The following is a 23,942-nucleotide window of genomic DNA, read 5'->3' as shown; positions in this document are numbered from 1 at the left end:
GTTGTGTATAAGTGACAGGGCACCGGCGACGCCGTGCTGGCGTGGGCGGTCTTCCCGCGCCGGCGGGCGCGGGCCGCGAGCGGCTACCGGGCGGCCGGCAGCCGCTTCGACCAGACGACGGTGCCCGCCAGGTCGACGAGCTCGACCGTGAGCGCCCGCGACGAGCCGTCGATGGCGATCCGGCCGAAGAACTGCAGGCCGGACTTCGGCGACAGGTTGACCTGGCCGGCCGGCGGGGCCTTCACGAAGACCGCCTCGGGGCCGAAGGTCGACTCGAGGGTGTTCGGGCCGAAGGTGCCGGCGTTCGCCGGGCCGGCCACGAACTCCCAGAACGGGTCGAAGTCCTTGAACGCCGCGCGGTCGGGGCTGTAGTGGTGCGCCGCCGTGTAGTGCACGTCGGCGGTGATCCACACCGTGTTGCGGACCTTGTTTTTCTTGATCGACGACAGTACCCGGGCGATCTCGACCTCGCGGCCGAGCGGCGCGCCACCGTCGCCCTGCGCGACGGCCTCGACGTCGGCGCCGTCCGGGACGATCAGGCCGATGGGCAGGTCGGCGGCGATGACCTTCCAGGTCGCCTTGCTGCGGTCAAGCTCGCGGATCAGCCACTGGCTCTGCTCCGCGCCGAGGATCGCCGCGCCGGCCGGGTCGCGCTGGGCCTGGTTGTTGGGGTTCTTGTAGCTGCGCATGTCGAGGACGAACACGTCCAGCGTCGGGCCGTAGGAGATCTTGCGGTAGATCCGGCCGCCGCCGTCGGGGCTCGCCGTGCTGATCGGGGCGTATTCGAGGAACGCACGCCGCGCGTTGGCGGCCAGCACGTCGACGCGCTTCTCGGTGTAACGCGCGTCGTTGAGGATCTCGCCCGGGTACCAGTTGTTGACCGTCTCGTGGTCGTCCCACTGGTAGATCCAGGAGACCTCGCTGTTGAGCCGCTTGAAGTTCTCGTCGAGCAGGTTGTACCGGAAGTTGCCCCGGTATTCGGCCAGCGTCTCGGCGACCTTGAGCTTCTCCGGGACGACGAGGTTGCGCCAGACGCTCCCGTCGGGCAGGGCCACCGTCTCGGCAAGCGGGCCATCGGCGTAGATGTTGTCGCCGGAGGACAGCGCGAAGTCCGGGCGGACCTTGCGCATCGCCTCGAAGATCTTCATGCCGCCGAATTCGGGGTTGATGCCCCAGCCCTGGCCGGCGACGTCGCCGGTCCAGACGAACGAGACGTCGGACGGCTTCTCGGGCGCCGTGTTCAGCCTGCCGGTCAGCGTCGCGCCGGCGCGCGACGGGTTGTCCGCCGCGTTCAGCCGCACCCGGTAGTAGACCTCGCTGCCCGCCGGCAGCCCGTTCAGTTCGACCACCCCGGTGAAGTCGCGGGCCGCGGTCAGCTTGCGCACCCCGGCGCGGCGGACCGACTTGAAGTCCGGCCGGGTCGACACCTCGACGACCATCTCGGCGGCGCGGTCGGCCCGCGCCCAGATGAGCCCGCCGCGGCTGGTCACGTCCGCGGACTGCACGCCGGAGGTGAATGCCGGCCGGTCACCGAAGACCTGCCCGCCGAAGCCCTGGCCGCCGCTGGCCTGGGCCGCCACGGCCGGCAGCGTGCCCGTCGCGCCGAGCGCGCCGAGCACGACGCCGCCCCGGAGCAGGTTTCGGCGGCTGACGCTGGGAGTGCCTGGCAGCTGCGACATCGCAGCTCCTTTCGTCCTGTCGTCCTGGTAAGGCCCCCTCGTGGGGACACGTCCCCACGAACCCCGCCCGGACAGGCTGGTGCAGGCGGCTGACCGCGGCCGGTCCGTGCCCCGACGGACCGATGAACGTTGGCCGCCTCCTGGCCTCCGGCGCCGCCTCCAGACCGATGGCCGCCCGCCACGCTGACCAGGGGCCGGGCGACCCCGCCGCGGCCGGCCTCACGGGCGCCCCAGGGCGTCGAAGGGGCAGACTGGTGGGGTGGCCATCCCGCGTCACTCGCGCCCGCCCGACGTGCCTCTGGAACCGGGGGAGTTCACCGAGGTGGTGCTGCGCGGGCGGCTGACCGACCCGGCGGGGCCGGGCGCGCTGACCGCCAAGGCCGAGCGGTTCATCGGCCACCGGCTCGGCATGTCCCGGTGGATCCTGCTGACCAGCCGCCGGCTGCTCGTCATCGCGCCGTTCCCGCGCGAGGGCGACTGGTTCGACATCGTCTGGGACCGTCGCGAGGTGACCGCCTCCCAGGGCGTCAAGCACGGCGACCTCATCCGGGTGAACCTGGCGACCCCCGCCGGCCCGCAGGTCCTCAGGGTCTCCGCCGCGATTCGTTCCGAGGTCAGCCGCTTCATCAAGGCCCTGCGCCGGTAGCGCTTTCGGCGCCGGTCTCCTCGACCGGCAGACCGAGCGCGTCACCCGTGACGCGCATGGTCTGCCAAATCTGGGGCCGATCTCCCGGGCCGGTAGGGTCGGGTGTGCCGGTGTACCGGGTACCGGTGTGCCGCACGACGGCATGCGGAGCTTGGCTCCGTATAGGGCATCTGGTCGTGGCGCTGCCCAGCGGTGTGTGCCTTGTCCCGCTGTCTGGACAGACGGTGGGCGTGACCCGAGTGGTGAACAGGACGGCATGGCGATGGCAACGGCAGACGGGCACAGCGCGCCGGGGACGGTTCAGGTCCGGCGGACCGCGATGCGGACGCATCGGTGCGGGGATCTGCGGCTGGCCGACGCCGGCGAGTCCGTGACGGTGTGCGGATGGGTGGCGCACCGGCGCCAGCACGGGCAGTCGCTGCAGTTCCTGGACCTGCGGGACTACTCGGGTGTCGTGCAGTGCGTGGTCGACGGGACGGTCGACGTCCGGTCCGAGTATGTGTTGAAGATCACCGGGACGGTCGCCGAGCGGCCCGAGGGCACGGTGAACCCCCAGCTCGCGACCGGTGAGATCGAGCTGCGCGACTGCAAGGTCGAGGTGCTCTCGGTCGCCAAGCCCCCGCCCTTCCCGCTCGACGACCGGGCGGACAACGTCGACGAGTCGACCCGGCTCGCCTACCGCTACCTCGACCTGCGCCGCGAGCGGATGCAGCGCAACCTGCGGGTCCGTTCGGCGGCGCTGGCCGCGATCCGGGGCGCGCTCGGCCCGCTCGGGTTCGCCGAGGTCGAGACGCCGCTGCTGATGCCGTCGACGCCGGAGGGCGCGCGCGAGTTCATCGTGCCGTCCCGGCAGTTCCCCGGCAGCTTCTACGCGCTGCCGCAGTCGCCGCAGTTGTTCAAGCAGCTGCTGATGGTCGGCGGGCTGGACCGGTATTTCCAGTTCGCCCGCTGCCTGCGCGACGAGGACCTGCGCGCCGACCGGCAGTACGAGTTCACCCAGCTCGACCTGGAGATGAGCTTCGTCGACCAGCAGGACGTGCTCGACGTCATCACCGCCGCCGTGCTGGCCGCGACCGGGGCGGTCACCGAGGGCCCGGTGCCGCCGGTCGTGACGATGACCTGGCACGAGGCGATGGACCGCTATGGCGTCGACAAGCCCGACCTGCGGTTCGGCATGGAGCTGGTCGAGCTCACCGGCGTCTTCGCCGGCAGCGGCTTCAAGGCGTTCGCGGGCGCGGGCGCCGTCAAGGGCATCAGGGTGCCGGGCGGCTCGGCGTCGCACAACCGCAAGGCGCTGGACACCCTCACCGACACGGCGAAGAAGCTCGGCGCCAAGGGCCTGGTCTGGATGCGCGTGGGCGCGGGCGGCGCGCTCGAGTCGCCGGTGGCCAAGTTCCTGTCCGCCGGGGAGCTGTCCGGGATCGTCTCGGCCACCGGTGCCGCCGAGGGGGACCTGCTGCTGCTGGTCGCCGACGAGTGGATGACCGCCTGCGAGGTGCTGGGCCAGCTGCGCAACTCCCTCGGCCGCCCGCCGGCGGGCGAGGGCGGCTTCCGCTTCGTCTGGGTGGTCGACTTCCCGCTGTTCGTCGGTGTCGACAAGGAGACCGGACGGCCCAAGCCGGGGCATCACCCGTTCACCCGGCCGCACCCGGACGACGTGGACAAGCTGGAGTCCGACCCGCTGGAGGTCCGCAGCAGGGCCTACGACCTGGTGCTCAACGGGTGGGAGCTCGGCTCCGGCTCGATCCGGATCCACGAGCCCGAGCTGCAGCAGCGGATCTTCGGCCTGCTCGGGATCAGCCCCGAGGAGGCGAACGCCCGGTTCGGGTTCTTCCTCACCCCGTTCGGCTACGGCGCGCCCCCGCACGGCGGCTTCGCGTTCGGCATCGACCGGCTGGTCGCGATCCTCGCCGGCGAGGACAACATCCGTGAGGTCATCGCGTTCCCGAAGACCCAGTCCGGCCTCGACCCGATGACCGGCGCGCCCACCCGCGTGGACGAGCGGCAGCTGCGCGAGCTCGGCGTCCGCGTGATCGCCCCCCCGCCGCCCGCCTAGACGGACGCCTACGAGGTCGCTTCTTCCCCCAAGGGGGCGTCTCCGGGTTTAGGAACCCTTCCGGGGGATAGCTCACTTTTCGGCTGAGATGGCCATGCGAGGGTGTCTCGCGGCCTCCCGGGCGAAGGTCCTTAGCTTGGACCTCCTTTCGGGAATTCCCGCCCGAAGGGGGGCCGAAGCGACCTACCGTTACCTCAGCGGGGGTGGTGTCTGACCGCTCTCGGGCGTATCGACGGTTCAGGCGGGTAATCCGCCGGCAGCCGGGCCGAACGGACCGACGTTGCCTGGCCGCCGATGCGCGTCCGCCGGGTCCTCGATGGTCTATGTCAGCGGATCAGCGAGGACGCGTGCTCCTACGCGGATGCCCTAGGCATCCGCCTCGGCGTCATGCCCATCGACGCGCCATGACCGCCTGCCTGCTCCCACAACGTGATGGGGGGATCTCCGACCTCGTGAGGGCTGCCTGGCGCGTCCTGCGCCAGGCTCCCGACAGCCGCTGACTTCGCAGGAGGAAGCAGGGTGCACATTCCCTTCTCGGCGTCGCCACGCACCAGCCTTGGCATCGAATGGGAGCTGGAGCTGGTCGACCTCCAGACCCGTCAACTGCGCGGCGCCGCCACCGAGATCCTCGAGGAGTTCGCGGCCAAGGTCGGCGACCAGGACGCCGCCAAGGCCAAGCACGAACTGTTCGAGTCGACCATTGAGGTCATTACCGGCGTCTGCGACTCCGTGCCGCAGGCACTCGCCGATCTGACCGGGACCATCGACGTTCTGCGTGGTCTCGCCGAACGGCGCGGGATCGGGTTGATGTGCAGCGGTACCCACCCAATCAGCGAGTACAACGCGCAGGCCGTCAGCGTGAACGATCGTTACTACCGGCTCGTGGACAACATGCAGTGGCTCGCGCGCCGCCTGCTGATCTTCGGCGTGCATGTCCATGTCGGCGTTCGCTCGAAGGACAAGGCGTTCCCGATCGTTAACGCCCTGATGAGCTTCATCCCGCACTTCTTGGCTTTGTCGGCGTCCTCGCCCTACTGGCTCGGTCGAGACACCGGGCTCGCCTCCAGTCGCTCGAAGATCTTCGAGAGCCTGCCGACGGCCGGTCTGCCGTATCAGCTGACCGACTGGCCGCAGTTTGAGCGGTTCATGGAGACTTTGGTCACGTCGGGAACGATCGAGTCGATCCGCGAGGTGTGGTGGGACATCCGGCCGCACCCGAACTTCGGCACCGTCGAGCTGCGCATCTGCGACGGCCTGCCGACCTTGCAGGAGGTCGGAGCGGTCGCGGCGCTCGCGCAGTGCCTCGTCGACCAGATGAACACCCAGCTCGACCGCGGCTACACCCTGCCCGTCCCGCGACGCTGGGTCGTCCAGGAGAACAAGTGGCGCGCCGCCCGCTACGGCCTGGACGCCGAGATCCTGGTGGACGAACGAGGGAACACCCGCCCGGTCCGGGCGGAGCTCGCGGACCTGGTGGACGACCTCCTGCCCGTCGCCCACCGGCTCGGCTGCGCCGCCGAGCTCTCGGACATCCCGGCGATCATGAATGCCGGCGCCAGTTACGAGCGCCAGCGGTCCGTCGCTCGGCGGGCCGGAGGCGATCTTAGTCATGTCGTCGATACTCTGCTAGAGGAAATGAACACCGGTCGACTCGTCTAGCCGGCTCTAGTCGAGGTGGGCAGCCCCGCGACCGCGGGGTCCTCGCCGGTTCGCCCGCGCGGGGGCGCCAGACCACGGCGCCCCGTTCGGCGCATCGACGGAGCCGGCGCATGGTCGGCGACCCTGGTAGCTCGTGGCGTCTGCCCGGGGACGGTTCCCCCGGATCCCGATGTCGGGTTTTACCCCGGCGTAGCGGGCCAGGTCCAGTAAGACGCGACCTGGAAGACAAACCGGTGTTCGTCTTACGGACAATCCGGTAGTCGCCGGGGGAAGGTTCGTTTTCGGGATGTCGGACAACGTGAGTGTGGTGCCGGTGGCGTCGGCCGATGCGGTGATGTCGGCTGACGCCGCGGCGGATGACGTGGAGCCCGCGGAATCAGCCCCCCGGGCCAGGCCGGCCGCGCGGCCGGGCGGGCCGGGGGGCACAGCGGCCCGGGTCGCCGACCTGGCCGGCTTCGTCCGGGACTGGTGCGCGCGGCACGAGGACGAACTGGTCGCGTTCCGCCGCGACCTGCACATGCACCCCGAGCTCGGCCGCAAGGAGCACCGGACGGCCGGCCGGATCGCCGAGCGGCTCACCGCCGCCGGGCTGGTGCCCCGCCCGCTTCCCGACATCCCGGGCATGTGGTGTGACATCGCCACCGGCGGCCCCGGCGACGCGGCCCGAACCTCCCGGATCGCTGACCTCCCAGATCGGCTTCGCCGATCCGGCAGGAACCCTGTCGCCGATCCGGCGGGGACCCCGACCGACGCGCCGGTCGTGATGCTGCGCGCCGACATGGACGCGCTGCCGCTGCAGGACGCCAAGGACGTGCCCTACGCGTCCACCATCCCCGGTGTCTGCCACGCCTGCGGGCACGACATCCACACCACCACCGTGCTCGGCGCCGGCCTCGCGCTCGCCGCCTACGCCCGCGTGTACCCGCTGCCGGGCACCGTGCGGCTGGTGTTCCAGCCGGCCGAGGAGACGATGCCCGGCGGCGCGCTGGAGGTCATCGACGCGGGCGTGCTCAAGCCGGTCGACGCCGCCCTGACCGTGCACTGCGACCCGGCCCTCGAGGTCGGCACCATCGGCCTGCGCCCCGGCCCCATCACCTCCGCCGCCGACCTGGTGGAGATCACGCTCGCCGGCCCCGGTGGGCACACCTCCCGGCCGCAGAACACGGTTGACCTGGTCTACGCCATGGGCGCGCTCATCACCCAGCTGCCGGCGGCGCTGAACCGGCGGATCGACCCGCGCTCGGCGCTCGCGCTGGTCTGGGGCCAGGTGCAGGCCGGGTCCGTGCCGAACGCGATTCCGCGCACCGGGCAACTGCGCGGCACGGTGCGCACCCTGTCGCGCGAGACCTGGGAGACGGCGCCGGAGCTCATCGAGCAGCTGGCCCACCAGCTCGTCGCGCCGTTCGGGGCCGACATCCTGGTGGACTACCGCCGGGGCGTGCCGCCGGTCGTGAACACCGCCGACATGGTCGACGTGTTCGACGCCACCGTCGCCGCGGCGTTCGGGCACGACGCCGTGGCGACGGTGGCCCAGTCGCTCGGCGGCGAGGACTTCGGCTGGTACCTCACCCACGTGCCCGGCGCGCTGGCCCGGCTCGGCACCCGTACCCCCGGCGGACCGGTCTACGACCTGCACCAGGGCGACTACGCCCCCGACGAGGGCGCCATCGTCGTCGGCACCCGCCTGCTGGCCGGCGCCGCCGTCGAGGCCCTCACCCGTCTCGCCCGCTGACCCTTCCCGGCCGAGCCGGGGCCGCCCTGGGAGGCAGACGCCTCCCAGGGCGCGCCGTCACAGGGTGTCCTCGAAGTCCGCGAACAGGTCCTCGGAGCGCATCATCCGGGCGACCTCCGTGATCGAGCCGGACAGCGACGGGTAGATCGCGAAGGTGTGCGCGAGCTGCTCGGCCGTCAGGCCGTTGGCGACCGCGAGCGAGATCGACAGGATCAGCTCGGAGGCGCGGGGCGCGACCACGACGCCGCCGAGCACGCTGCCGCTGCCCGGCCGGCAGAACAGCTTCACGAAGCCGTCGGTGATGCCGAGCATCTTCGCCCGCGGGTTGCGGGCCAGCGGCAGCGTGATCACCTCGGCGGCGATCGTGCCGGAGTCCTTCATGCGCTGGGTGACGCCGACGGTGGCGATCTCCGGTTCGGTGAAGATGTTCGATGACACCGTGCCGAGGCGCAGCGGCGTCACCGACTCGCCGAGCGCGTGCCACATCGCGATCCGGCCCTGCATGGCGGCGACGGACGCCAGCGGCAGTACCCCGGTGCAGTCGCCGGCGGCGTACACGCCGGGCACCGACGTCCGCGACATCCGGTCGACCACCACGTGCCCGCCGGAGCCGAGCCGGATCCCGACCTCCGTGAGCCCGATGCCCTTGGTCCGCGGCACCGAGCCGACCGCCATCAGCGCGTGCGAGCCGGTCACCGTGCGCCCGTCGGTCAGCTCGACGAGCACGCCGTCGCCGATGCGGCGCACCGAGGCCGCCCGGGACCGGTTGAGCACCTCGATGCCACGCCGCCGGAAAACGTCCTCGATCACCATCGCCGCGTCCGGGTCCTCGCCGGGCAGCACCCGCTCGCGCGACGAGACCAGGGTCACGGCCGCGCCCAGCGCCCGGTAGGCGCTGGCGAACTCGGCGCCGGTGACTCCGGATCCGACCACGACCAGGTGCTCGGGGATCTCCGGAAGCTCGTAGAGCTGCTGCCAGGTCAGGATCCGCTCGCCGTCCGGCTCGGCCGTCGCCAGGTCGCGCGGGGACGCCCCGGTCGCGATGAGCACCACGTCGCCGACGAAGCAGTCGCCCTGGTCGGTCTCGACCGCCTGCGGGCCGACGAGCCGGCCCTTGGCGTGGACGACGTTGACCTTCTCCCGCGCCAGCCGGGCCTCGATGTCGCGCGACTGGGCCGCCGCGAGCTCCAGCACCCGGCTGTTGACCCGCTTCGCCTCGACCGTGAGCACCTCCGGCGGGGTGAGATGCGGCCCGCTGCCTTCCCAGGTGCCGGCCGGGCGGGCCGGCTGGCCGCGGCGGATCACGCCGAGGGCCGGCGCGGCCGCCACCGAGGTCATCGTCTCGGAGGTCGCGATCAGCGTCTTGGACGGCACGCAGTCGGTGAGCACGCAGGCGCCGCCGACCCCGTCCGAGTCGACAAGCGTCACCGCCGCCCCGAGGGACGCCGCGACCAGGGCCGCCTCATACCCGCCGGGGCCTCCGCCGAGGATGACGATCCGGCTCACGGCCCCCTCCTTGCTCCTAGTGCCTGCCACGCCGCGTCCTTGCCGTGTCGAGTTCGTGCCGTCTCACCGTGGTCGCACGCCGCGTCCCCACGCCCGCCGCGGCCGGTGGCGCGGCGGACGCCCGTCGCGCGGCCGGCGTGGGGACCCCTCGTCGGCGGCCCGCCCACACGGTCGTCAGTCCTCCATCCTGCCTGGCCGTCACCGGCGCCCCGTAGCCGGCGCGTCCCGTCCCGCGGCCGGCGGCCGGCTGACGGGCCACCATCAGGCGGTGGCCGGCCGGCTCGCTCGCGCGGAGTAAGCGCACGGTGAGCGCTCGGCGAACGAACCGTGAGCGGACGACGCGCGGAGCACGAGCGGAAAGGCCGACCGCCTGACACGCCCATTCCCCGGTGTCGCCATGCTTAGCCAGTGTGGCCAGCGTCTACGGAAAGGCCAGTGTGATCAACCGTGCCATCGGTCGCATAATGGCGAGGCGAACCGGCCCCGCCGTCACGTGCTCCGGGCATCAACACCAGTGGCTTGTCCTGGTTACTGACCGTTGGCCGGTCACCCGGGAGCCGCGATGCCCGGTCGGGAGCGGTGTCCCCGTTCCCGGAACCCGGTGCGTGAGCAACTGGCCGAGCACCGCCCCGCGCCCGCCAGGCTCGGACGATGGAGTGAGAGAGCCGATATGAACCTGTACGCAGCGTATGCCAGCAATCTCGACCCGGCGAAGATGAAGGAGCGCGCTCCGCATTCGCCGGTGACCGGGACCGGCTGGCTCAGCGGCTGGCGGCTGGCCTTCGGCGGCGAGAACCTCGGCTGGGACGGCGCGCTCGCGACGATCGTCCCGCAGGTGGACGGCCGGGTGTACGTGATGCTCTACGACCTCGACCGCTACGACCTGGAGAGGCTCGACGTCTGGGAGGGCGCGGACACCGGTCTCTACACCCGGATCCGGGTCCGGCTGTCCACCCTGGACGGCGACGTGCTCGCGTGGACCTATGTGCTCAACGCCTACGAGGGCGGGCTGCCCTCGCCCCGTCACCTGGCCTCCATCGCCGACGGCGCGGAGAAGGGCGGCGCCCCCGCCGACTACGTCGCGGAACTGCGCTCCCGCCCGACCGCCTAGGCGTTGATGCCGTCGGGGTCGTCGGGGTCGTAGCCGGGCGCCGCCGGCTCCCCGGCGGGCCGGGCCGCCGGGCCGGCCGCCGCCGGCGGGTCCGGCGAGGCGCCCGGGTCGTCCGTGTCCTCTTTGTTGATCTTCTCTACCGGCGGGAAGCCGTGCTGGACGAGCCGCCGGTCGCGGAAGTGCGAGGACAGGGCGACGCCCAGCGCGGCCGCGGCCACCAGCAGGAAGCCGACCAGCATCAGCCGGGTGCCGACCGGGCCGGGCAGCAGCGCGAAGACGATCGCGAACGGCAGCATCGTCAGCGCCGGTCGCAGCGCCTGCCGCCGACGCCACCCAGGCCCGGTCAGGTCGGCCTGGACCCAGGCGCGGTACGGGGCCGGCAGGGCGCCGCCGAACAGGTACGAGATCCGCCCCGCGAGCGGCGGCCGCTCCACACCACCAGCGGGCGCGGAGGGCCCCGGCCGCGCCGTCTGGCCGGACCCGCCCGCCTCGGTGGGGCCCGCCGGGCCCGCCGTCGCCAGATCGCCGTCGCCCGTCGCGATCTCCTTGGCACCGTTCATACGGTCGAGCCTACGAACCGCGCCGGACGCGCGCGTTGGGGGAGTGACGTCGGCCTCGGGTCGGCCCGCCGCGCCGGGCTCGGGCGTGTGGTGCCGTCGCCGTGGCCCGAGCCGTCCGCGGGCCGCGAGCGAGGCTCTGGCCCGCGGAACGCCAGCCCCGCGGGCCAGCAGCGGCGGCCCCAGGCACCGGCCGTGGGGGGGGGGGGGGGGGGGGGGGGGGGGGGGGGGGGGGGGGGGGGCGGGGGGGCGGGGGGGGGGGGGCGGGGGCCCCCCCCCCGCCCGGCGCCGAGCCGGGCGAGCGGGCCCGGCTCCCGTGGCGTGATCGTGACGAACGACGGGCAGTCGCCCTCGAGGCAGGTGTAGTCGCGGTTGCAGGACAGGTCGTCGACGCGGCGCTTCTCGCCGAACTCGGTGTGGTGCGGCAGCACCGACAGGCAGTTGCTCTTGACCGAGCAGTCCGCGCAGCCCTCGCACACCGCCTCGTTGATGACGACGCGGCGCGGCGGCTCGGGCAGCAGGCCGCGCTTGCGCAGCCGGCGCGCCTCGGCCGCGCAGCGCTGGTCATAGATGACGACCGTCACCCCGGGGACGGTGCGCAGCTCCTCCTGGACGTCGGCGAGCCGCTCTCGGTCGAGGACCCGCACCCCAGGGGCGAACCGGGCGCGGCGGCCGTAGTGCTTCGGGTCCTCGGCGCAGACGACGATCCGCGCGACACCCTCGGCCTCCAGCGCCCGGGTCATCGCCGGGACGTCCATGAGCCCGACGACGTCCTGCCCGCCGGTCATCGCGACGGCGGCGTTGTAGAGGATCTTGAAGGTGACGTTGACGCCGCCGGCGACGCTCGCGCGGATCGCGAGGATGCCCGAGTGCGACAGCGTTCCGTCGCCGAGGTTCTGAATCAGGTGCGGCTCGTCGACGAACGGCGCGAGCCCGAGCCACGGCACGCCCTCGGCGCCCATCGGCGTCGGGGGCAGGCTCTTCATGCCCAGGTGGCGGGCCTCGAAGTACATGATCCCGTGGCAGCCGACCCCGCCGCCGACCAGCGCGCCGTCGGGGAAGACCGTCGAGCGGTTGTGCGGGCAGCCGCTGCAGAAACCCGGCGGGCGCGCGGGCAGGTCGACGAGCGGCAGCGTGATGACGGGCTTCGGCGACGCCAAGCCCGTCGGCGCCCCCACGGTGACGAGCGGCAGCGGGCGGCGGGCCGGCGAGCCGCTCGAGCCGCGGTTCGCCGACGTGACGGCCGCCTTCGCGGCGGCCAGGTCGGGCAGCGTCCTGGTCAGGACGGCCGCCACCTTCGCCGCGTCGAGCTCGCCGGAGACGGCGACGAGCGGGCGCCCGGCCCGGTCGCGCTTGCCGGTCACCGGAGTCGCCAGTCCTGCCTCGTGCAGGATCGCGCGCAGCTGGGTCTCGACGAACGGGCGCTTCTCCTCGATGACGAGGATCTCGTCGACGGACCGGGCGAACTCGGTGACGGTCTCCCGGCCCAGCGGGTAGGTGACAGCGAGCCGGAGCACCCGCACCCCGGCGTCGGCGATCGCCTCGACGCCGAGGCCGAGGTCGGCGAACGCCTGGACGACGTCGAAGTACGTCTTGCCGGCGCAGATGACGCCGAGGCGCGCGCCGGGCGCGGCGCCGACGACCCGGTCGAGGCGGTTGTGCCGAGCGTAGGCCTCGGCGGCGCGCAGCCGCAGGTCGAGGACCTGCTCCTCCTGATCCGGGGAGTTGTGCGGGCCGACGGCGGTCGACGGGATGTGCCGCCACTTCTGGCCGTCGATCGCGAAGTCGTCCGGGTCGCTCGGCGTGTGCCGGCCGACGCCCGCGTCGACGGTGCCGATGCCGTCGGCGACCGATGTGACGATCTTCAGGCCGGCCCAGGCGCCGCTGTAGCGCGACATCCGGAAGGCGTGGATGCCAAGGTCGAGGATGTCCTGCTGGTCACCGGGGACGAGCACCGGGACGCAGGCGTCCTCGAAGGCGTACTGGCTGTCGCAGGCGAGCGTGGACGACTTGGCCGACGGGTCGTCGCCACAGAACATCACGACGCCGCCGTTCGGGCCGGTGCCCATCGCGCCGGCGTGCTTGAGGACGTCGCCGCAGCGGTCCAGGCCCGGCGTCTTGCCGTACCAGGCCCCCACCACGCCGTCGAGCGCGCCGCCGTCCGCGACGGCGCCGACGTCAGCCGGGCTGGGCCCACCGGGGCTCGCCGCGCCGGGGCTCGCCGCGCCGTCTCGGGGCGCGACCAGCGACCGGCCGGCGCCCATCTGGCTGCCCCAGACGATGGCGGCCGCGAGCTCCTCGTTGAGGCCGGGGCGGTGGCGCACCCGATGCTCGGTGAGCAGGGCGGCGGAGCGGTCGATCGTGAGGTCGAAGGTGCCGAGCGGCGAGCCGGGGTAGCCGGAGACCATGGTCGCCGTCGTGAGTCCGTCGCGCGCGTCCAGCTCGGCCCGCACGACCAGCAGCCGGGCGAGCGCCTCGACGCCGGAGAGCAGCGCGGGCTCGGCGGCGGGCGCCGACGCCGTCGGGCCCGGCTCGGCGGCCCCGGCTCCGGCGGCGTGCTTGTCGGTGGCCCCGCTCATGGGTAGACCAAGGGGTTGACGTAGGCGACCTGGCCGTCCTTGAAGACCAGCCGGCGGCGGGCCGGGTCGCGCAGGACGGAGATGTCCTCGGTGGGGTCGCCGTCGACGACCAGCAGGTCCGCGAGGTAGCCCGGACGGATCTGGCCCGTTTCCAGGCCCACGAGCGGGCCCATGTCCCGGGTGGCGGTGTGGACGGCCTCGGCGGGCGTCATGCCGACCAGCTCGACGTAGCGTTCGAGTTCCGCCGCGTAGGTGCCGTGCTTCGTCCACTGGTGGCCGAAGTCGCCGCCGGCGACGATCCGGATCCCGGACGCTCGCAACCGCGTTAAGCCTTCGATCTGGGCCTTGAGCTCGTCGCGGTAGCCGGACAGCTCGATCTTCTCCTGAGTGACGCCCCACGGCTCGGCATGGCCGTTGACGACCGCGTACAGGTAATGCAGCCCTGGGCACACCCAGACGTCGTCGCGGCGGGCCTCCAGGGCGCGCAGCGCCTCGTCGTCGAGAAAGCAGGCGTGGTGGATGAGCCGCACGCCGGTGCGCGCGGCCATCGCGACGCTCGCCGACCCGCGGGCGTGCACCGTGATGAAGGCGTCGTGCCTCGCCGCCTCGTCGACGGCGGCCTCGAGCATCTCGTCGTTCATGTACACGTCGTCGGACGGGAACTCGGGCACTATGCCGTCGCCGGAGATGAACAGCTTGATCGCTCGCGCGCCGGCGTCGCACTGGCGGGCGACGATCTCGCGCAGTTCGCGGGCGTCGGCCGCGACCACGGACATGGGGGTGCCGTCGCTGATCGCCCCGGGTGAGGTCACCAGCAGGTTGCCCGGCACGATCCGCGGCCCGGGGATCAGGCCGCGCTCGATCGCGTCGCGCGCGACCACGTCGTCCTGTGGCTGCAGGACGCTCGCGCTCACGATGAGCGTGTAGCCGCTCTCCAGGAACGTGCGCGCGACGGCGGCGACGTCCATCGCGTGCTCCGCCGGCGGCGACGCGGCCACGCCGGCGTGGTCGAAGACGAAGTCGAGCGGCCAGCTGATGTGCGTGTGCGCGTCGCCGAGACCCGGCAGGACGGTTGCCCCGCGCACGTCCACGACCCTGGCCGACACCGCGTCCGGGTCGAGGCGGCCGGGCGTCACCAGCTCGACCCGAGCACCTTCGATGAGGATGTCGCCGTCGAACGGCCGTTCGCTCGCGTCGCCGGTGCAGGCGAGCACCCGAGCGTTCCTGATCAGTGTCCGCGCGGTCATGCGCTCCTCCTTGTCAGGCCGCCTGCCAGGCCCGCGTGCCAGGTCGGGCCGCCGCGAGCCGTCGTCAGCCCGCCCGCGGGCCGCCGCGGCTCGCCCCTTCCAGACCTCGCCCCGTTCAGACCTCGTCCTGTTCAGACCTCGTCCCGATCGGGCCTCGTCCCGATCAGACGATGACCGTGCGCGTGCCCTCGGCGCCCGCGGTCAGCCGGATGCCCTCGTTGATCTCCTCCAGCTTGATCCGCTGGGAGACCATCTGCCCGAGATCGAGCCGGCCGCTCTCGGCGAGCCGGATGAAGCGCGGGAAGTCACGCAGGATCTGCGAGCCGCCGACGGGCGAACCGACCAGCTTCTTGCCGGAGAACACCGCGCCGATCGCCGGCAGGGTGATCGTGGCGCCCACGGCCGGCATCCCGACGAGCGTCACCGTCCCCTCCATCCGCGTCAGCGCGAACGCCTGCTCCATCAGCTCGGGGAAGCCGACGACCTCGAAACCGTACTCGGCGCCGCGCCCCTGCGTGAGCGCCTTGACCTGCTCGACCGGGTCGGCGGCCGTCGGGTCGACGGTGTGGGTCGCGCCGGCGCGCACCGCGGCGTCGCGGCGCGCCGGCGCCGGGTCGATCGCTATGATCATGGCCGCGCCGGCGATCCGCGCGCCCTGGATGACGGACTGCCCGACGCCGCCGCAGCCGATCACCGCGACGCTCGACCCGGGGGTCACCTGGGCGGTGTTGAGAGCCGCGCCGACGCCCGTGGTGACGCCGCAGCCGAGCAGCGCCAGCTGCTCGTCGGGCAGGTCGGTCTCGACCGCGACCACGCTGGCCTCGTCGACGACCATCGCCTCGGCGAACGAGCCGCAGCCGCAGACGGCGCGGGCCGTCTGGCCGTCAGGCAGGTCGAAACGCGCCGCCGTCTGCACGAGCGGGCCGCGCTCGCAGTGGTTGGACATCCCGTTGACGCACCACCAGCAGGAGCCACAGGCGGGCGAGACGGAGGCAAGCACCCGCTGGCCGGGCCGGACCCGGCGGACGTCCGCGCCGACCTCCTCGACGAGGCCGGTCGCCTCGTGGCCCGGGACGATCGGCAGCTTCAGCGCCGACCGGCCCTCGATGACGTTGATGTCCGTATGGCAGATGCCGCTGGCGGTGATGCGTACCAGCACATCGCGCGGGCCGACGGCGGGAACCGGGAGATCCTCCATGACGAGCGGTTTGCCAGCCTCGTAGGCGACGGCGACCCTCATACGCGACATCTCCCGTCCGTGCGGCGACGCTGCCTGACCGGTACCTCGCCGCCGCCGGCGGGCGGCGCGGCAAGGAGACCCAGGACCGGCTGGTGGCAGGACACTAGCTCAGTAACCGCTCACTTAACAAGCGACTCTGGTCGGGCCAAGGGGCCTTGACACGGCCCCGATGTGGGCACGCCTGGCAGCAACGCGCCGAAAGGAGTAAGTATGTGAACGCTCTGTTAGTATGAAGCCCCGCTGGCGGGCGCGGACCAGCCCTGGGCCCAGCCCGCCGGCCCGCCGAGTCGAGCGCGAGGTCCATGTGGGTTCCCTGGCTGGCCGCGTCGCGGTCATCACCGGCGCGAGCCGCGGTATCGGCGCGCACATCGCCGAGCTGTTCGCCGCCGAGGGCGCGGCGGTCGCGCTCGTCGCCCGCACCCTCGAGCCGGGCACGTCCGCGCTCCCCGGCTCGATCTCGGAGCTGGTCGAGCGCATCGGCGCCGGCGGCGGCCGGGCGGTCGCCATCCAGGCCGACCTCACCGTGCCCGCGGACGTCGAGACGGTGGTGGCCCGCGCCGAGGAGGCGCTCGGCCCGGTCGACATCCTCGTCAACAACGCGGGGGTCAACTTCTACGGCCCGGCGCTGGACATCACGCCCAGGCGCTACGAGCTGATGTTCCGGATGATGGTGCACACCCCCTTCCGGCTCTGCCAGCTGGCCGTGCCCGGGATGGTCGACCGCGGCCAGGGCTGGATCGTGAACATCACCTCCAAGCAGGCCCGCCACCCACTGGGCCCGCCCTACCCCGACTGGGCGCGCGACGGCTGCGTCCCCTACGGCATGTGCAAGAGCGCGCTGGACCGGCTGTCCACCGGGCTCGCGGCCGAGCTGGAGGGCACCGGCGTCAGCGTGAACGCGCTCGGCACCGCCGGCCTGGTGATGACGCCCGGCGTCGCCGTCGTCGCCCCGCACACGCCCGACAACGCGCCGGTGGAACCGGACGACGCCATGGCTCTGGCCGCGCTGCGGCTGTGCGCCACCGCCCCCGGCGAGGCCACCGGGAGAATCGTCTACAGCATGGACCTGCTCGACCGTCCCTTCCCCGACGGGCCGTGGGCACTGTCCGCTACGTTCTAGCCTGGCCCGCCGCGGCGCAGAGACCCCGCGGCACCGGAACCCACAACGCTGGGATCCCGCTGTACCTGGGCCGGCAGCCCGAAGCCGGCAGCCCTGGAAACGACACAGAGCGGTTCGCGAGCGAAGGAGACCACCCATGAAGGCCGAGGTCGACGCCAACCTGTGCCAGGGGCACGCCCGCTGCTGGGACATCTGCCCGGAGGTCTTCGAGCTCGACGAGGAGGGACACGGCTTCGTGTCGGTCCCCGAGGTTCCGGCCCAGTTCGAGGCGAAGACCCGCGAGGCCGCCGACAACTGCCCCGAGCGCGCCATTCAAATCTTCTAGACGATCGGATCTTCTGGACGATCGGCCCTCCAGACGGCCGGCCGCCCGGCGCCGGCCCGTCACGCATGATCACCAGCTGTGTTCTCTGGTGGTCGCGGCCCGACCGGTCCACGACCACCAGAGAGCGCGGAAGTCGAGATCATGTCGAGCACGGCGACGGGTGGGGCCTGGTTGGTGCCAGGGCCCGGGACGCGCCCCATGGTTCCGAGGGCCGGCGTTGGCCGGCCACGCGGGGCGACGGAAAACCGCTGATGGCTGGCCAGTCCTGGGATCGGTCCATGGGCCATGGCGCCCAACGAGGAGATATTCGGCACCATGACTTCTGGGATCATGGTCGAACACCCCACAGGTCATGACCAGCCGCCCGCCAGGGCCGCCCCGCTCACCGGTCACGAGGTTTCCCGTCAGTCGGCGGCGGGCGAGGCGCCCTCCCATGCGGACGCGCGGGTGAGGTCGACGAGGGTGCGCAGGAACTGGTCCTGAGCGACGCCGTTGAAGGGCCGGCCCTGCATCGTCGAGAAAAGGTGGTAGCCGCCGAGGGCGGTCACCGCGATCGCGTCCACCACGTCCTCCTCCCGGGGATCGGTGGGGACCGGCCGGCGCAGTGCCGCCCAGATGGCCTCCCGTAGTTCCGGGATGCGCTCACCCTCGTTGAGCATCAGCCGGAACAGCCGGTCGAAGCGGCGGATGTCGGCGAGCAGCTGCTCGTAGAGCCGCAGGCGGTGCTCGGCGGGGTCGGCCGAGCGCGGCAGCGCCGCCCGCCCGACCGCCATCTCGTCGCGCAGCCGGGTGACCTCCCGCTCCACCGCCGCCTTGAGCAGCGCCTCCTTCGACGGGAAGTGCCGGTACAGGCTGCCCGTGCCGGCCGCGAGACCCACCCGCCGCTCGACCTCGCTGATGGTCGCGCCGCTGAACCCCACCTCGGCGAACAGGTCCATCGCCGCGTCGAGGATCCGGTCCCGGGTCGTCCGCCGCGGCCCGGCGCTCACCGGCCGCGGCCCGTGGCTGGCCGACCGCTCGTTGGTGGTCACGGCGCCAGCGTACGCAGGCCGCGCGACGCTCCCCGTCGACGGCGCGGGCCCGCGCCACTCGCCCACCCGACCAACCAACCGCCCAACCAGCCAGGCGTTGGGCCCGAAACGGACGGCCCACCGAACGACTGATCCGATCGGTCCGTCCGTCCAACCGTCCCGCCGACCGGCCGGTTCCGTTGGTCCTCCCCGGTTCCGTAGGTCCCGCCGGTCGGCCGGCGTCAGGCGGGCTCGAACACGAGTGGGACGGACGCCGGGCCGCGGGCCTGCAGGCTGAAGTAGGTGACCTCGGCCCCGGCGGGGATGTGGAACGGGCCGAGCCGCTCCAGCAGGCGCCGCACCGCCACCCGGATCTGCAGACGGGCGAGGTTCGAGCCGACGCAGCGGTGCGGCCCGGCGCCGAACGTCAGGTGCCGGTTGCGTGGCCGGTTCAGAATGACGTCGTCGGGCCGTTCGAACACCTCCGGGTCGCGGTTCGCCGCGCCGAAGAACAGGCCAACCTTGTCGCCCGCCCTGATCGAGCGGCCGGCGACCTCGACGTCCCGGGTCGCGGTGCGGAACATCAGCGGCAGCGGGGTCTCCAGCCGCAGGCATTCCTCCACCAGCGCCGGCACCAGCGCGCGGTCGGCGCGGACCAGGGCCTGCAGGTCCGGACGCTCGGCGAGGACGCGCGCGGTCGCGGCGATGGCGCTCGCCGAGGTGCCGATCCCGCCCTGGATCAGCAGCTGCAGCCCGGAGAGGAACTCGTGGTCCACGAACGTCTCGCCGGTGTCGCCCAGGCAGCGCACGGCGTCGACGACGTCCGCGCCATGCTCGGCGGTCGGGCCGTCCGCTCCTGCCCGGCTCGCGAAGGCGCTCGCGGCCCAGGCCCGCAACGTGGCGGCGCCCGCGGCGGTCTTCGCCGGGTCCGACTCGAAGCTGACGAGGCGGGCGGCGGGCTCGACCGCGTGGAAGTCCTCGTCGGTGGCGTGGAAGAGCAGCCGGAACAGGACCGTGCCGGGAAGCTTGCGCGCGAAGTCGACGGCCAGGTCGCATCGTCCCGCGTCGACGAACGTGTCGATCAGCTCGTCGGCTATGTCGCGGATCGGGCCGGCCAGATGGTCGAGCGACTTCACCGTCAGGTGCGGGTTGACCTGCCGTCGATAGGCGCGCTGGCGGGGAGGGTCGAGCTCGATCGGCACCAGCTGGGGCATGAGGTCGAAGCCGGGCCGGGTGATCGACACCCCCTGGGTGGAGGTGAACGTCGCCCAGTCCTGCGCGATCCGCAGCACCAGGTCGCAGGAGGTCGCCGCCCAGTAGCCGCCCTGGCTTTCCACCCAGGTCAGCGGCCCAAGGCTCGCCAGCTCGCGGATCGCGTCCCAGTAGGCCGGCCCGTGGACCGCGGGCGAGAGGTGGTCAAACGTCGAGGTCGGAGGGTTCGAGGTCTGGTGCGTGGCCATCCGGCCTCCCGGCGTCGGAGCGTTCCCCGCGGCGAAGGCCACCCCCGAGCGGAAGCAAGGGTAGCCTTGCGTTCGACGCCAGGAAAATATCGCCGTGGTTTCGGAACGGTCAACGGCCGCGGCATCTGGCACCCAGGAGTGGACCACCCGGGAGTGGACATGGACGCGGTGCCCTTCCACATCGGCATCACCACCGACGACCTCGGCGCCTCGATGCTCGCGCTCGCCGACGCCCTCGGCGTCACCTGGACGACGCCGACGGCCGGCGAGGGGGTGTTCCACACCGTCGACGGCGTCCCCCAGCCCCGCCCGATCTCCTGCGTCTCCCGGCAGGGCCCGATCCACCTCGACCTCATCGAGGGCAGGCCGGGCACGATCTGGGAGAGCGCTGGGCCCCGCCTGCACCACTTCGCCTACTGGACCGACGACCTGGCAACCGACGTGGCCCGCCTCGCGGCCGAGGGCTGGCGCCTGGAGATGACCAGCCCCGACGCCCAGGGCCGCCCCACCCTGTTCGCCTACCTGATCCGCGAGGACGGCTTCCGCCTGGAACTCATCGACTCCGCGGGCCGCCCTCACTACCAGGCCCGCCTCCAGGCCCCGTCCTGACCCGGGCCGGGCCAGGGCACGGGCCCAGCCGGGGTCAGGCGGCTGGGCCGGTGACTCCGGGTTCACCGGGCGGTTCGTGGGCTCCAGCTACCTCGTCGCCAGGGTGCTCTCCTGGCCGCCCGCGACGTGCCGGAACCCGGACCCGACCGTGTACGGGGTCGACGCGTAGGGCGAGATGAAGCCGACCCCGAGCTGCCCCTTCGAGTTCGCGCCCCAGGAGAGCAGCGTTCCGTCGGCACGCAACGCGAAGCTGTGGTTGAGGCCGGTGGACACCTCGACGACGTCGGCGGGCAGGCCGTACACAGTCACCGGCCGGGCGCTGCTGGTCGTCGTGCCGGTGCCCAGCTGGCCCCGCTCGTTGCAGCCCCAGGCGAGCACCTGGCCCCGCGTGCCCTCGCGGCCGACGACCGCCAGGTCGTGCCGGCCGCCGGCGGAGATGGCGACCACGTTGTCCAGCGCGCTGACCAGCACGGGCGTCTCGCTGAAGAACCTCGTGGACCCGTTGCCCAGCCGCCCACAGCTGTTCGAGCCCCAGGTCCAGACCGTGCCGTCCGCGCGCAGCGTCATGCTGTGCTGGGCGCCGCCGTCGACCCGGGTGACGTCGGTGAGACCCGGCACCTGGACGGGCACGCGGCTGCGGGTGAACGTGCCGTCCCCCAACTCGCCCGCGCCGTTCGAGCCCCACGTCCAGACGGTGCCGTCGTTCCTCAGCGCGAGGTCGTGATTCCCGCCGGCCGCGATCTGCCGCACGTTCTTCAGGCCCGGCACCTGCTCGGGCGTGGGGATGATGTCGCCGAAGCCCCCGCCAGCGACCCACTCGGCGTGCGATCCCCACTGCCAGACGGTGCCGTCGGCGCGCAGCGCCAGCGTGTGCCAGTAGCCGGCGGCGACCTGGACGACGTTGTCGAGACCGACCACCTTGAACGGCGTGGTCCGGCCGTCGAGCGTCCCGTCGCCCAGCTGTCCGCCGTCGTTGCTCCCCCAGGTCCACACGGCGCCGGCGGAGTCCAGCGCGACGCTGTGGTATCCCTCGGTCTCCACCTGGACGACGCCGTCGGTCAGTCCGAGCACCGGGCCGGGGACCGCGCGGGACGTCAGCGTCCCGTCCCCGAGCTGGCCAAGCTCGTTGAATCCCCAGGACACCGCGGCGCCGTGGTCCGGGATGCTCGGCCGCGACCCGGCGACGGCGGGTGCCACCGGCGCCACCACCGCCGTGACCGCGACGGTGGCCAGAACCGCCGCCGCCCGCCGCGCCGCGCGACCGGGCCGCGCCGGGCGCCGGGTGATCGGGCCGGGGGCCGACCTTCGAATGCTCATCGTCGAACATTCCTTTCACCAGGTTCGGAGGGGTATTACCCGTCCGGTTCTCGTCACCCACGGCGCGCGAAAAGACCAGCCCGTCGTCGAATATGGCCAGGAAATTCCTGAGCGACTCGCGTGGAAATCAGATGCGCACTGTTCGGGCGAAGGCCGACCAATATCAGCCCCGCGATCGAGGATGCGCGGCCCGCGCGGTCCTCGACCAGTACGGACGCTGTACCTGCCATGTCGTCGACGCGTCACCGTGTGAACGACCTGTCGCGCGGTCGACTGCTCGCCTGAATCGTCGCGCCGCGCCTGGCGCGTATTCGCCGACGGCTCATGGGAAAGCTCATCACGGCCACGGAGAAGCCCTGGCGCCCGTGAACCGCCCTCCGATCCGATGCCCGCCTGCCCGGGCGCCGCGGCGCGCCGGGCGCCTGGACCTGCCGCGCCCGGGCCTGCCACACCTGGTCGGCCGGCTCCCCGTCCCCGATGCCTGCCGTGAGGGCCCCGGCGTCCACGCATGAGATCCGGGCATGCCCCGTGGTGGCGAGTACGGCCACATTCGCCACCACGGCCCCTGGGATCATGGGCGAAAGCCCACGAGCCATGACGCGCGGCGACCGGCTGGGACGGTGTCCGGGCGGCTCGGTCGCGCCTCGCCCGGTGGCCGCTCGCGCGAGCGCCACGAGATGAGTGAGCGTACACTCCCCTGCCGTGGCGATCGCATCGAACAACCTGGCTGGCGCTTCAGATGGCGAGGACGACGGGAACGGCGCGGCGGCGCGGCGCGGGCCGCTGGCGGGGGTCCGGGTCGTCGAGCTGGCGGGGCGGGGGCCCGGGCCGTTCGGGGTGATGGTGCTGGCCGATCTCGGGGCCGATGTCGTGCGGGTCGCCCGGGTCGAGGACGTGGCGGCGGGCGACGACGAGAGCGCCACCGAGCGGGCGCTGCGGGGGCACCGGCGGTTCGACCTGGTGACGCGGGGACGGCCGTCGGTGGCGCTGGACCTCAAGCACCCGGACGGCGTCGCGGCGGCGCTGCGGCTCGTCGACGCGGCCGACGTGCTGGTCGAGGGGTTCCGCCCTGGGGTCGCCGAGCGGCTCGGGCTGGGGCCGGACATGTGCCTGGGGCGCAACCCACGGCTGGTGTACGCCCGGATGACGGGGTTCGGCCAGGACGGGCCGTACGCGAAGGCTCCCGGTCATGACATCAACTACGTGGCGCTCGCCGGGGCGCTCGAGCCGCTGCGCCGGCCGGGCCAGCCACCCGCTCCGCCGCTGAACCTGCTCGGCGACTACGGCGGCGGCGGCATGCTGCTGGTGGTCGGGGTGCTGGCGGCCCTGGTCGAGCGGGCCGTCTCGGGCCGCGGCCAGGTGGTCGACGCGGCGATGGTCGACGGGGTGGCGCTGCTGACCACCCTGCTGCACGGGATGCGCGCCGAGGGCAGCTGGTCGGCCGACCCGGGCTCGAACATCCTGGGGCTGGCGGCGCCGTTCTACAACGTCTACGAGACGGCCGACGGCCGGCATGTGGCCGTCGGCGCCGGCGAGCACCAGTTCTACGCCCGGCTGCTCGCGCTGATCGGCCTCGAGGACGGCGAGGACAAGGATCTGATCCGGCAGCAGAGCGACCCGGCGACGTGGCCAGCGACGAAGGAGCGGCTGGCCGCCGTCTTCCGGACCAGGACGCTGGACGAGTGGTCGAAGCTGCTCGAGGGCACCGACACCTGCTTCACCCCGGTGCTGACGCCCGCCGAGGCGGCCCGCCACCCGCACAACGTCGCTCGCGGCACGTTCGTCGAGGTCGACGGTGTGGTGCAGCCGGCGCCCGCGCCCCGGTTCAGCCGGACCCCGGCCGGCCCGGCGGGGCGGCCCACCTCGGCCGGCGAGCACACCCGGGCCGCCCTGCTCGCCTGGGGCTTCGCCGAGGCCGAGGTGGACGTCCTGCTCGCCGCCGGCGCCGCGCGCCAGGCTGGCGGCGTCGAGTGAGGCGGGGCGGGGGGGGGCCCCCGGCCCCCCCCCCCCCCCCCGCCCGCAGCGGCCGCTGTGGGCGTCGACCTCCACCAAGGACCCGTCGCTGCCGGACACCGTCTACGTCGACGAA

The 23,942-nt window shown here is 73.0% G+C and carries 18 protein-coding genes; 9 read left to right on the top strand and 9 right to left on the bottom strand.

The annotated features are described in order from the left end of the window. Positions 1-83: 83 nt before the first annotated feature. Complete coding sequence (locus I6A81_RS36770; protein WP_203005922.1) at positions 84-1,679, bottom strand: alkaline phosphatase D family protein; 1,596 nt, start codon at positions 1,677-1,679, stop codon at positions 84-86. 259 nt (positions 1,680-1,938) lie between these two features. Here I6A81_RS36770 and I6A81_RS36765 point away from each other — a divergent pair, with 259 nt between their 5' ends. From I6A81_RS36765 to I6A81_RS36750, 4 genes are all read left to right on the top strand, one after another. Next, entirely contained in the window at positions 1,939-2,325 is a 387-nt protein-coding gene (locus I6A81_RS36765) for a hypothetical protein (RefSeq protein ID WP_203005921.1), read from the top strand. Between the two features lie 262 nt (positions 2,326-2,587). After that, complete coding sequence (gene aspS / locus I6A81_RS36760; protein ID WP_203005920.1) at positions 2,588-4,381, top strand: aspartate--tRNA ligase; 1,794 nt, start codon at positions 2,588-2,590, stop codon at positions 4,379-4,381. Positions 4,382-4,900: 519 nt separating this feature from the next. After that, a complete protein-coding gene (locus I6A81_RS36755; protein WP_203005919.1) occupies positions 4,901-6,040 on the top strand; it encodes a glutamate--cysteine ligase in 1,140 nt (379 codons plus the stop codon). A gap of 286 nt (positions 6,041-6,326) precedes the next feature. After that, positions 6,327-7,772, top strand: coding sequence for an amidohydrolase (locus I6A81_RS36750; protein ID WP_238430288.1), 1,446 nt, complete (start codon positions 6,327-6,329; stop codon positions 7,770-7,772). A gap of 57 nt (positions 7,773-7,829) precedes the next feature. On the opposite strand, the gene I6A81_RS36745 is transcribed toward I6A81_RS36750, so the two are convergent. Next, positions 7,830-9,278 (bottom strand): NAD(P)H-quinone dehydrogenase, encoded by a 1,449-nt coding sequence (locus I6A81_RS36745; RefSeq protein ID WP_203005918.1) that lies wholly within the window; start codon positions 9,276-9,278, stop codon positions 7,830-7,832. A gap of 670 nt (positions 9,279-9,948) precedes the next feature. On the opposite strand from I6A81_RS36745, the gene I6A81_RS36740 reads away from it, so the two are divergent. Next, complete coding sequence (locus tag I6A81_RS36740; protein WP_203005917.1) at positions 9,949-10,389, top strand: gamma-glutamylcyclotransferase; 441 nt, start codon at positions 9,949-9,951, stop codon at positions 10,387-10,389. Here I6A81_RS36740 and I6A81_RS36735 read toward each other — a convergent pair. From I6A81_RS36735 to I6A81_RS36720, 4 genes are all read right to left on the bottom strand, one after another. After that, a complete protein-coding gene (locus I6A81_RS36735; protein ID WP_203005916.1) occupies positions 10,386-10,949 on the bottom strand; it encodes a DUF5313 family protein in 564 nt (187 codons plus the stop codon). The genes I6A81_RS36740 and I6A81_RS36735 overlap by 4 nt on opposite strands. Further along, positions 10,946-13,525 (bottom strand): hypothetical protein, encoded by a 2,580-nt coding sequence (locus I6A81_RS36730; RefSeq protein ID WP_238441593.1) that lies wholly within the window; start codon positions 13,523-13,525, stop codon positions 10,946-10,948. Before I6A81_RS36730 ends, I6A81_RS36735 begins: the two co-directional genes overlap by 4 nt. Further along, entirely contained in the window at positions 13,522-14,772 is a 1,251-nt protein-coding gene (locus I6A81_RS36725; protein WP_203003213.1) for an amidohydrolase family protein, read from the bottom strand. Before I6A81_RS36725 ends, I6A81_RS36730 begins: the two co-directional genes overlap by 4 nt. A gap of 163 nt (positions 14,773-14,935) precedes the next feature. Further along, positions 14,936-16,012 carry a Zn-dependent alcohol dehydrogenase gene (locus tag I6A81_RS36720; RefSeq protein WP_203003225.1) on the bottom strand — a complete coding sequence of 359 codons (1,077 nt, stop codon included), beginning with the start codon at positions 16,010-16,012 and terminating at the stop codon, positions 14,936-14,938. A gap of 304 nt (positions 16,013-16,316) precedes the next feature. Here I6A81_RS36720 and I6A81_RS36715 point away from each other — a divergent pair, with 304 nt between their 5' ends. After that, complete coding sequence (locus I6A81_RS36715; RefSeq protein WP_203003212.1) at positions 16,317-17,132, top strand: SDR family NAD(P)-dependent oxidoreductase; 816 nt, start codon at positions 16,317-16,319, stop codon at positions 17,130-17,132. A gap of 136 nt (positions 17,133-17,268) precedes the next feature. Continuing rightward, on the top strand, positions 17,269-17,457 hold the full coding sequence (locus tag I6A81_RS36710) for a ferredoxin (protein WP_203003211.1): 189 nt from the start codon (positions 17,269-17,271) through the stop codon (positions 17,455-17,457). 404 nt (positions 17,458-17,861) lie between these two features. Here I6A81_RS36710 and I6A81_RS36705 read toward each other — a convergent pair whose 3' ends face one another. Together I6A81_RS36705 and I6A81_RS36700 are read right to left on the bottom strand one after the other, a co-directional pair. Then, entirely contained in the window at positions 17,862-18,488 is a 627-nt protein-coding gene (locus I6A81_RS36705) for a TetR/AcrR family transcriptional regulator (RefSeq protein ID WP_307875159.1), read from the bottom strand. A gap of 221 nt (positions 18,489-18,709) precedes the next feature. Continuing rightward, positions 18,710-19,927, bottom strand: a complete 1,218-nt coding sequence (locus I6A81_RS36700) for a cytochrome P450 (protein WP_203003210.1) — start codon at positions 19,925-19,927, stop codon at positions 18,710-18,712. Between the two features lie 159 nt (positions 19,928-20,086). Here I6A81_RS36700 and I6A81_RS36695 point away from each other — a divergent pair, with 159 nt between their 5' ends. Further along, positions 20,087-20,536 (top strand): VOC family protein, encoded by a 450-nt coding sequence (locus tag I6A81_RS36695; RefSeq protein WP_203003209.1) that lies wholly within the window; start codon positions 20,087-20,089, stop codon positions 20,534-20,536. Positions 20,537-20,623: 87 nt separating this feature from the next. Here I6A81_RS36695 and I6A81_RS36690 read toward each other — a convergent pair whose 3' ends face one another. Next, positions 20,624-21,853, bottom strand: a complete 1,230-nt coding sequence (locus I6A81_RS36690; protein ID WP_203003208.1) for an RCC1 domain-containing protein — start codon at positions 21,851-21,853, stop codon at positions 20,624-20,626. 723 nt (positions 21,854-22,576) lie between these two features. On the opposite strand from I6A81_RS36690, the gene I6A81_RS36685 reads away from it, so the two are divergent. Further along, positions 22,577-23,827 (top strand): CaiB/BaiF CoA transferase family protein, encoded by a 1,251-nt coding sequence (locus tag I6A81_RS36685; RefSeq protein ID WP_203003223.1) that lies wholly within the window; start codon positions 22,577-22,579, stop codon positions 23,825-23,827. The last annotated feature ends 115 nt before the right edge of the window (positions 23,828-23,942 follow it).

The organism is Frankia nepalensis (assembly GCF_016786325.1).
Lineage (GTDB): Bacteria > Actinomycetota > Actinomycetes > Frankiales > Frankiaceae > Pseudofrankia > Pseudofrankia nepalensis.
This window is presented reverse-complemented; position numbering and strand designations above follow the sequence as displayed.